7 protein-coding genes are annotated in these 10,219 nt (G+C 73.4%); 3 read left to right on the forward strand and 4 right to left on the reverse strand.

Features of this window, described 5'->3' with window-relative positions; genetic code table 11:
• The 3 genes from GSF22_RS24615 to GSF22_RS24625 form a co-directional block, all read right to left on the reverse strand.
• Positions 1-381: alcohol dehydrogenase catalytic domain-containing protein (locus GSF22_RS24615; protein ID WP_244454045.1), on the reverse strand; the 381-nt coding region annotated here is incomplete at its 3' end.
• A gap of 252 nt (positions 382-633) precedes the next feature.
• Positions 634-1,803 (reverse strand): PucR family transcriptional regulator, encoded by a 1,170-nt coding sequence (locus tag GSF22_RS24620; protein ID WP_208816110.1) that lies wholly within the window; start codon positions 1,801-1,803, stop codon positions 634-636.
• A 6-nt stretch (positions 1,804-1,809) separates the two neighbouring features.
• Positions 1,810-3,273, reverse strand: a complete 1,464-nt coding sequence (locus tag GSF22_RS24625) for an aldehyde dehydrogenase family protein (protein WP_208816111.1) — start codon at positions 3,271-3,273, stop codon at positions 1,810-1,812.
• A gap of 159 nt (positions 3,274-3,432) precedes the next feature.
• On the opposite strand from GSF22_RS24625, the gene GSF22_RS24630 reads away from it, so the two are divergent.
• The gene (locus GSF22_RS24630) at positions 3,433-4,518 is read left to right on the forward strand and encodes an NAD(P)-dependent alcohol dehydrogenase (protein ID WP_208816112.1); all 1,086 of its coding nucleotides are present in this window, start codon (positions 3,433-3,435) and stop codon (positions 4,516-4,518) included.
• A gap of 159 nt (positions 4,519-4,677) precedes the next feature.
• Entirely contained in the window at positions 4,678-6,909 is a 2,232-nt protein-coding gene (locus GSF22_RS24635; RefSeq protein WP_208816113.1) for a cytochrome P450/oxidoreductase, read from the forward strand.
• 75 nt (positions 6,910-6,984) lie between these two features.
• Here the strand turns inward: GSF22_RS24635 and GSF22_RS24640 are convergent, their stop codons facing one another.
• Positions 6,985-9,414 (reverse strand): M14 family metallopeptidase, encoded by a 2,430-nt coding sequence (locus GSF22_RS24640; RefSeq protein WP_208816114.1) that lies wholly within the window; start codon positions 9,412-9,414, stop codon positions 6,985-6,987.
• 288 nt (positions 9,415-9,702) lie between these two features.
• On the opposite strand from GSF22_RS24640, the gene GSF22_RS35835 reads away from it, so the two are divergent.
• Positions 9,703-10,219: FAD-dependent monooxygenase (locus tag GSF22_RS35835; RefSeq protein ID WP_208816115.1), on the forward strand; the 517-nt coding region annotated here is incomplete at its 3' end.

A 10,219-nucleotide genomic window follows, 5' to 3' on the forward strand; every position in this document is an offset into this window, starting at 1 on the left:
GGCGGGGACGGCGACGTACTCGGCGAACCCGCCGGGGATGTTGCCGCCGACCACCCGGATCGAGGGGCAGTGGCCGGGCTGGCCGTCCCGGCACCGGTCGCAGCTGCCGCAGCCGAGGGTCGGGTCCAGCAGGACCGGGTCGCCGGGCTGGAGGTGGTCGACGGCGGTGCCGACGGCGGCGACCCGTCCGGCGACGTCCATGCCGGCGATGTGCGGCAGCCGGAAGTCGGGCAGCAGGCCGGGGCCGCGCCGCTGGAGGCTGTCCAGCTGGTTGAGCGCGCAGGCCCGCACCCGCACCAGCACGTCCCCCGGACCCGGCGCGGGTTCGGGGAGGTGTTCGAGGCGTACCACCTCGGGCCCCCCGAAACCGGTCTGGATCATTGCTCGCACGCCACCCTCCCTCGGGTCAACGACCGGATGTCATCTCGCATCGCGAATCGCTGGTCCACATAGCGAGGTACTCTGCCCCTGAAAATGAGGGCCTGTCAACGGCTGGGGGAACACTCGGCAAGGAGTTGATCGGCGCGTTACACCAGGTCAGACCGGGGGAACACGGCTGATGGCCGGACGGCGCCCGGTATCGGCCGTCCGGCTATGGTGCATCACCCGGTGGGTCGTCGCCCACCCGTCGGGTCATCCCCCGTCGGGCTGTCCCCCGTCGGCCTGGGCCGACAGCAACCGGCGCGCGGCGAGGGCCGTCCGCAGCACTGCCCCGGCCGCCGGGTCGAGCGGATCGACGCCGAGCATCTGTTTGATCAGGTTGACCCGGTAGCCGACCGAGTTGCGGTGCAGGTGCAGCCGCTCGGAGACCGCCTGCCGGCTGCCGCTGGTGGCCAGCCAGCACTCCAGGGTGCGCAGCAGGTCGTCGCGGTCGGCGATCGGACCGAGATGCTGGTCGACGAAGGCGGACAGCCGCTCGGGCGGTACGGCGAGCAGCAGTTGCGCCAGCCCGGCCCGCTCGTACGGCAGCTCGACCCCGTCGGGCTGGTCGCGCAGGAGGCGGTGCAGGGTCTCGGCGTCCCGGAACGACCCGGGGGTGTCCCGGGGGTCGGCCACGGTACGGCCGCTGGCCGCCCGGATCCGGGCCGGGCCGACCACCTCCTCCAGCCGGGCCCTGATCCGGGTCAGCTCACGCGGCACGTCACCGCAGAGCACCGTCCAGACCACGTCGTCCTCCCGGTACACCGGGCGGTCGAGCCAGGCGACCGCGGTGGCCCACCGGCGCGGTTGGTGCCCGGTGTAGCTGAGGACCGCTCCGGCGTGCGGCCGGCTGAGGTCCCAGCCGAGCCGGGCGGCGGCCAGGGACACCTCGGCCGGGTCCTGGCCGCCGCCCTGGCGCAACGCGTCCACCAGCGCGTCCGGGTCGTCCCGGCGTGGTCCACCCGCCGCCTCGCGGCGGACCGCCTCGATCAGCACGGCGGTCACCGCCGCCTCGGCGATGCCGACCTGGGCCGGCGTCACCGGGGCGCCGAGCAGCAGCGCGCCGAGCCGGCGGGCGCCGGCGGCGACCCGGATCGCACCGGCGGCCCAGCCGTCAGCGCAGCGGACCGCGACCGGTCCCGGCCGGGCCAGCACCCGGGCCAGGTCGGCCGGCCCGAGTCCGGCCGTCCCGCCGTCGCTGGCGGCCAGCACCTCGCCCCGGTCACCGATCAGCCGGCATCCGGTGCCGGTACGCGCCGCGACCTGCGCGACGAGCGTGGGCCAGCCCGCCCCGGCCAGGGCCAGGTCGGTGAGCGCCCGCTCGAACCCGGCCGGGGTCTGTCCGGCGGCCAGCGCCAGGTGGGGTACCGCGGAGGAACGCATGCCGGGTCAGCGGTCCAGCAGACGGATGGCCACCGCCTTCTCCTGGGTGTACTCCCGCAGGGCCGTGTAGCCACCTCCCCGGCTGAAACCGCTGTCCTTCTGCATGTTGAACGGGAACCCGATGACCCCGGCGTCGTGGAACTGGTTGACCGCGACCTGCCCGGCCCGGACCTCCTGGGCGACCCGCAGCGCCCGGGACACGTCGTTGGTCCAGACGCAGGCGAGCAGCCCGAAGTCGGTGTCGTTCATCAGCTCGACGGCCTGTCGGGTACCGGAGAACCGCTGGACGGCGAGGACGGGGCCGAACACCTCCTCCCGGACCAGCCGCATCCCCGGGTCGACCCGGTCGAAGACGGTCGGCGCGACGTACCAGCCGGGGCCGGTGTCGTCGGTGGCGGCCGGGCCGCCGCCGGTGACCAGCTTCGCCCCGGCGGCCGGGGCCTCGTCCAGGAAGCCGAGCACCCGGCGGTACTGGGCCTCGCTGACCAGCGGACCCATGTCGAGGTCCCGGTCCCAGGCGCCGATCCGGATCGCCTTCATCGCCTCCGCGACCCGTTCGACGACCGCGTCGGCGATGCTGTCCTCGACGACCAGGCGGGAGCCGGCGTAGCAGTTCTGGCCGGCGTTCTCGGTGATCGAGGCGACGATCGCCGGGACGGCGACGTCCAGGTCGGCGTCGGCGAAGAGGACGTTCGGCGACTTGCCACCCAGTTCCAGCTTGACCGGTACCAGGTTCTCGGCGGCGGCGCGCATGATCGCCCGACCGGTGCCGGTCGAACCGACGAAGCTGATGTGGTCGACGCCGGGGTGCCCGGTCAGGGCGGCACCGGCGGTCGGGCCGAGCCCGGTGACGACGTTGAGCACGCCCGGCGGCAGCCCGGCCCGGCGGGCCAGTTCACCCAGCGCGAAGGGGGCCAGCGGGGCCACCTCGGAGGCCTTGAGCACGACCGTGTTGCCGGCGGCGAGCGCCGGTGCGACGTTGGCGGCGGTGAGCACCGCCGGCACGTTCCACGGGATCACCACGGCGCAGACGCCGTACGGCTCCAGCAGGGTGTAGCCGAGGTAGTCCCGGCTGCGGGTCGGCAGGGTCACCCCGGTGAGCTTGTCGGCGGCGCCGGCGAAGTACTCGATGATGCTGTGCGCGATGAAGATGTTCAGCCGCCCGCCGGAGAGCGGCTTGCCGACGTCCTGCGCCTCGTGGCGGGCCAGGTCTTCCACGTGGGCCAGGACGAGGTCGGCCCAGCGGCGCAGGGCCGCGCCGCGTTCGGACGGTGAGGTGGCCGCCCAGGCGGGGAACGCCCGGCGGGCGGCGGCGACGGCGGCGTCGATGTCGGCGGGGCCGGCCGCAGCGACCGGTTGGATGTCCTGCCCGGTCGCCGGGTCGATGACGGACAACTCCGCACCGTCATGGGCGGGGGTCCAGTCTCCGTCGACGAGCTGCCTGGCAGCGGGAACTTCAAGGTCGGCCATACCGGCATCCTTGACCCGTCATATTCCGCATGTCAAGATGCTGTATCTCTTTGCGAGACTGAAACCGTCCACCGGATCGTCTGGCCCACTGGCCCGCCGGTGTCCGGACCCCCACACACCCCCACCGGCCGGGCCCACCGTGGCCACTGGAGGAAGCACATGCGCGTCACCGCCGCCGTTCTGGAGACCGCCGGAGGTCCCTTCGTCCCGCAGGAGATCGACCTCGCCCCGCCCGGCCCCGACGAGGTGCTGGTCCGGGTGCACAGCGTCGGCGTCTGCGGCACCGACCTGGAGTTCTCGACCTTCTTCCCCACCCCGGCCGTACTCGGCCACGAGGGCGCGGGCGTCGTCGAGCAGGTCGGCTCGCGGGTCACCACGGTGGCGCCGGGCGACCACGTGGCGATGAGCTTCACCTCGTGCGGCACCTGCCCGCTCTGCCTGACCGGCTCACCGGCGTACTGCCGGCGCTTCGACGCGGTCAACTTCACCGGCCGACGCCCGGACGGCACCACCGCGCTCAGCCGGGACGGCGAGGAGGTCAACGGGCACTTCCTCGGCCAGTCGTCCTTCGCCAGCCACGTCGTCGCACCGGCCCGGGCCGTCGTCCCGATCTCCCGGGACATCGACCTGGCCCACGTCGGGCCGTTCGGCTGCGGGTTCTCCACCGGGGCCGGCGGGGTGCTCAACGTGCTGCGGCCCCGGCCCGGATCGTCGCTGGTCATCTTCGGCGCCGGGGCCGTCGGGGTGGCCGCGCTGCTCGCCGCCACGCTCAGCGGCTGCGCCGTGATCGCCGCGGTGGACGTGAACCCCGACAAGCTCGCCACCGCCCGCACGCTCGGCGCCACGCACGTCGTCGACTCGGGCCGTACCGACGCGGCGGCGGCACTGCGCGAGATCGCCCCGGACGGCTTCGACTTCGCCATCGACACCACCGGACGCGAGCAGGTGCTCCGCACGGCGGTCGAGGCGCTCGGTCCACTGGGCCACTGCGGCGTGATCGGCATCGGTCCGAGCCCGACGATGAGTTTCGACTGGCGCAGCGTGCTCAACGGCCGGACGATCACCGGGATCATCGCCGGGGGCGCGATCCCGCAGGTGTTCCTGCCGAAGCTGCTCGACCTGCACGCCGCCGGCCGGTTCCCGGTCGACCCACTGCTCACCCACTTCCCGTTCGACCAGATCAACGAGGCGGTGGCGGCGGTCCGGGCGGGTACCGTCGGCAAGGCGGTCCTGACCCTGCCGTAACGGCGAAGGGCAGGTCAGCGCAGCGCCACCCCAGGGTGATCTTTCACTCGACAAGACATTGTCTCGCAATACGTTGCGACATAGGCTACCGACCAACCCCCCAGTGGCGCGGCTGGGCAACACCGCGCGGCGTCGATCCACGTGTGGAGCCTGTCCGCCATGACCGATCTTCACTTCGACCACCACTCCGCCGAGTGCACGGCGGACCCGGTCGCCTACTACCGCTCGTTCCGCGAGACCTGCCCGGTCGGCCACACCACGGCCCACGGCGGTTTCGTCTACACCACCCGCTACGCCGACGTGGTGCGGATCGCGCGCGACGATGCCACCTTCTCCTCCTCCCGGACGGTCCCCGGCGGCGACGGCACCGCCATCGTCATCCCCCGGGGTCCCGGCCTGGAGCAGTACCCGATCGAGCTGGACCCGCCCGAGGCCACCGAGTACCGGGACCTGATCAACCCGTTGCTCACCCCGGACGCGGTGAACCGGCTCCGGCCGATGATCGCCCGGCACACCACCCGGATCGTCGACGCGTTCGTCGAGCGGGGCTCGGTGGACTTCGTCCACGACCTGACCAACCCGCTGCCCGCCGCGGTGACCCTCGACTGGCTGGGCTTCCCCGAGGCGGACTGGGCCCGGCTGGCCGGCCCGATCCACGACATCTTCGCCGCCCCCGCCGACAGCGAACGGGCCCGGCGCGGCGCCGCCGGCCTGGCGTACCTGGAACAGCGCATCCGCGAACTGGTCCGGGAACGCCGGGTCACCCCGGCCGACGACGCGGTCACCGTCCTGGCCACCGCCCGCCGCCCGGCCGACGCCCCCACCGGCGCCGGCCAGTGGTACGGCGAGGACGAGCTGGTCTCGGTGATCGGGCTGCTGATCGCCGGGGGCGTGGACACCACCACCTCGCTGACCGGCTCGGTGCTGGTGCACCTCAGCCGGCACCCGGAGCAGCGGCAGCGGCTGATCGACTCGCCGGACCTGCTCGACACGGCCACCGAGGAGTTCCTGCGGGTCTTCGCCCCCTCCCAGTCGATGGCCCGCACCACCCGCGTCGACACGCAGGTCGGCGGCTGCCCGGTCCGGGCCGGCGAGCGGGTGCTGATCCCCTGGGTCTCGGCCAACCACGACCCGGCCGTCTTCGCCGAACCCGAGCAGGTCCGGCTGGACCGGGACGCCACCCGGCACCTCAGCTTCGGCATCGGCACCCATCGCTGCGCCGGGGCGCACCTGGCCCGGGCGATGTTCCGCGAGATGATCACCCAGGTGCTCGGCCGGCTGCCGGACTTCCGGGTCGTCGAGGACGGCCTCGTCGCGTACCCCACCCGGGGCAACCAGTCCGGTTGGGACGCGATCCCGGCGGTCTTCACCCCCGGCCGGCGGTCCGCCGGCCCGGCCGCGACCGCCGGCAGCGCCGACGCGGCCGTCCTCCCCGGGGACCTGGACCTGGTCGTCACCGCCGCCGAACCGGTCGCCGAGGGCGTGCTCGCGGTGACCCTCACCCACCCCGGGCAGGGCGACCTGCCGCCCTGGACCCCCGGCGCCCACCTGGGGCTCCGGCTGCCGTCGGGCCGGCTGCGGCAGTACTCGCTCTGCGGCGACCCGGACGACCGGCGGCACTACCGGGTGGCCGTGCTCCGCGAACCGGACGGCCGGGGCGGCTCGGTCGAACTGCACACCCTCGCCCGCGCCGGCGTCCCGCTGTCGGTGCGCAGCCCCCGCAACCACTTCCCGCTGGTACCGGCCGGGGACTACCTGTTCCTCGCCGGTGGCATCGGGGTGACCCCGATCCTGGCCATGGTGCGCCAGGCCAGCCGGGAGGGCCGGCCGCTGCGGGTGGTCTACGGCGGGCGGTCCCGGCGGTCCATGGCCTTCGCCGACGAGTTGTGCGAGCTGGTCGGTGACCGGCTGACCCTGGTGCCGCAGGACGAGCAGGGCCTGCTCGACCTGCCGGCGGTCCTGGCCACGGCCGGCCCCGGCACGGCGGTCTACTGCTGCGGCCCGACCGGCATGATCACCGCCGTCGAGCGGGAGTGCGACCGGCTGGGGCTCGGCGGCCAGTTGCACGTCGAGCGGTTCACCGCCGGGGACGACCTGGAGGTGACCTTCGACCCGGCCGACAACACCGCGTTCGAGGTGGAGCTGGCCCGCACCGGCCGGACCGTGCGGGTACCCGCCGACCGCCGGTTGATCGAGGTGCTCCGCGAGACGCTGCCCGGCCTGTCGTACGACTGCGAGAAGGGCTACTGCGGGGCCTGCGAGACCCGGGTGCTGGCCGGCACCCCGGAACACCGGGACTCGCTGCTGACCGACGAGGAACGGGCCACCGGGCAGACCATGATGATCTGCGTGGGGCGCAGCGCGTCCGACCGGCTCGTACTGGACCTCTGAGCGGGTCTCCGGCCGACGGAAACGAGGAGCGGCGGCGGTGCCCCCGGGGGCACCGCCGCCGTCGTCGTGCCCGGGTCAGCCGGCCGGTACGACCGCCGGCGCCTTACGGAAGTTCCGGCCGCTGCCGTCGGGGGTGTAGTTGTTCTCCACGTTGCCCGCCGAGTCCACCGAGAACCAGTGCACGGTGGTACCCGCCGGTACGGTGAGCGTCTCCCCGCCCTCCCGGATACCGGCGGAGCCGTACAGGGTCGACGAGTAGGTGGGCACGCTGCCGTCGAGGGTGTAGAAGACCGCCGCCGGCTCGCTGGTGCCGAAGGTGACGTCCACCGTGCCCGCGGCCACGCCCGGGGTGACCGTGAGGCTGCTCTCCGGCCGGGTCCGGTCCTTGGCGAAGTCCCGGGCCACCCGCATCATCTCCACCAGACCGTTGGCGAACTCCATCGTCTCCTCGTGCGCCTCCGCCCACTCGGGCTGGAAGGAGGTGCCGACCTCGAAGTTCCAGGCGTAGATGCCGTACCGGTACCAGAGCATGTCCCCGGAGTTGCCGGCGGCGGAGTAGAGCACGTCGGAGATCGGACCGGTACGCGCCGGGGTGACCGCCATGTTGCGGTGCCGCTTGATCGCGGTCAGGATCCGCGCGGAGGCACCCCAGAAGGCCGACTCCTCGGCGAGCGTGGGACGCGGCGCGGAGAGCCGGTCGGGCAGGGCGTACGCGCCGGGCGACCACATGAAGTAGTTGCCGGACGAGTGCAGGTTCATCGAGAACCGGATGTTCGGACGGGCGGCCAGCCAGTCGAGGTTGCGGTTCTCCGGTTCGGACAGCTCGCTCGGCCCGGCGTACGTGCCGCTGGTGCAGCTCGTGGAGGCGCCGGAGTAGCCGTCGAAGAGGCTGTACTCGGTGTAGTTGCGGTTGTTGTCCACGCCCCACGAGTTACGGCCGAGGAAGTCGGCCGAGCCGGTGAGCGGGCAGTGGTTGGTCATGTTCTTGCGCTGGGAGTTGAAGTCGTAGAACGAGTAGTGCCCACCGTCGGGGTTGATCGACGGGGCGATCCAGATGTCGAGGTTGTTCAGCAGCTGCTTGGTCTGCCCGTCGTGGCCGTAGTTGCGCAGCAGCCGCTCGGCGGTCTCGACGGTGACCAGCGGGGGCACCCACTCCCGGGCGTGCTCCTGGGCGTAGGCGAGCACCCCGAGCTTGGAACCGTCACGGTGTTTGCCGATCCGGATGGCGTACACCGGGTGCGGGTCACGCGACACACCGGCCGGCGCGCTCAACCCGTCGCTGAGCGCGGCCGGTGCGGCCGGGGCGACCACGCCGGTACCGGCGCTGCCCCGGTAGGTGTACGCCCGCAGCAGGGTGCCGGCCCCGGCGTTCAGCGCCGCGACGACCTGCGCGGCGGTGCTGGTGACCGCGCCGGTGCCGTCGGTGGCCAGCCCCACCCGGACCGCGTTGCCGGTCACGGTCACCGTCAGGGCGGCGTCCGGGGTGCCGGGGTCGGCGAGTTCCACGGTGAGGTCGTTGCCGCCCTGGTGTCCCCAGGCCAGCGAGTCCACGGCGACCCGGCTGGCCGACGCGGTACCGAGTACGGCCTGCGCGTGGCGCCGGTACCCGTTGGTCCGGTACGGCAGCTCGACGATCTCGGCCAGGTCGGGGAACTCGGCGGCGAGCCGGTGGATCCGGTCGTACAGTTCGGTCGGGGTCAGGTAGCTGGTGACAAAGTTTTTCTGGTAGCCGGGCCCCTCCGGGCCGCTGCCCGGGGTGGGCAGCCACTCCTGGACCTTGGCGACCGCGACGTCCCCGGTCGGGCTGGTGATCCGGACGTAGTCGGGGCGGCTGGTGACCGTGGCGGCACCCCGGTGGTAGAGGTACACCCCCGCGTCGACGAACCGGCTGATGGTCTGCGTACCGCCGGAGCCCAGCGCGGTACCGGGACCGCTGTCGCGTTCGACGGTGAGCGCGGTACCCACGGTCTGGCCCTGGGCCCACTTGGCCTCCACCGAGAGCACCTGGCTGGTGCCGGAGGTGTAGTAGTCGGCGCGGATGATCCTGACGTCGGAGGTGGTCGACGCCGTCGCCACCGAGGTGGTGAACTGCCGGTTGTCGGCGCGGTGCCCGGCGATGGTCGCCTCCCGTTCGGCGACGCGGGCCTGCGCGTCGTCGGGGCGGTGCAGCACCCGGCCGAGGCGGAAACCGGCCCCGGTCAGGGCGGCGGCCTCGCCGGGTGTGACCACGGCGTGCGCGACCACACCGGTCTCGGTACGCGAGACGTGGTGGTCGAGGTCGACGCCGGTGGCCACCAGCGCGTCCAGCTGTGCGGTGCCGGTGAGCAGCACCTCGACGACGCTGGCCTGCTCACCGGCGTCCCGGACGAGGTCGACGGTGGGCGCGACCGCTTCCGGCACGGTGGCCGAGGCGGGGCTGACCAGCAGCGCGACGGCGGTCGCGGCGGCCAGGACGGTGGGTACGGGGAGCCGGCGTCGCCACCGGGGTACTGGGGAGTCGGTCATCGCGATGGTCGCCCTTCTACTGTCCGGCGTGCCGCATCGGGACGGGGGCACGGTGCCGGCGTGGCGGGCCCGACGGCCGCTGGCGACCGCCCGGACCGGCCCGTGCCTCATCCTCAAATGACCACAGTCCAATGTCAACTAGCTGGTAGAAGCCGGAAAGGAGGGCGGACCGGGCGGCTGCGGAGATCGACGTTTCCGAGAACTTCTCAAGTGACCGGGAACCAGAACGGGCCGGGACCCGACTACTGGGCATGCGGGCAATCGACGTAGCGCACCCCGGCGGTGCCGGTGCGTGACCATCCGAGTGATGCGCGACCGACCCGAGAGCCAACCGGTGGGGCCGCCGGACCCGACGACGATCCGGCGGCCGACGGACGGACGGACGGTTGCGCGGGGCAGCCCGCTGCCACGCGTCCCGGCCGGGGGCCGGGTCGGGACCGGCCACGGGACCGACGGCTGTCGCGGCGACCGCCGGGCGGCCGCTGGGGTACGGGCACCGCCCGCCGCAGCACCTCCCCCGGCGCTGATCCGGCCGTCCCGGTACTGGTCGTCGGGGGTGGACCGGTCGGGCTGAGCCTGGCCATCCGGCTCGCCCAGCTCGGCGTACCGGCCACCCTGGTCGAACGGCACCCGGACACCGCGACGTTCCCCAAGGGCCGGGCGTTGAGCATCCGCACCATGGAGATCTACCGTTCCTGGGGGCTGGAAGCCGAGATCACCGCCGCCGGCCTGCCCCGGGAGCACCTGGCCTTCTTCACCGGTCGTACCCTCGTCGACCCCGACGGCACGCGGATCACCACCGACC

The organism is Micromonospora echinofusca (genome assembly GCF_017614955.1).
Taxonomy (GTDB): Bacteria; Actinomycetota; Actinomycetes; order Mycobacteriales; family Micromonosporaceae; genus Micromonospora; species Micromonospora echinofusca_A.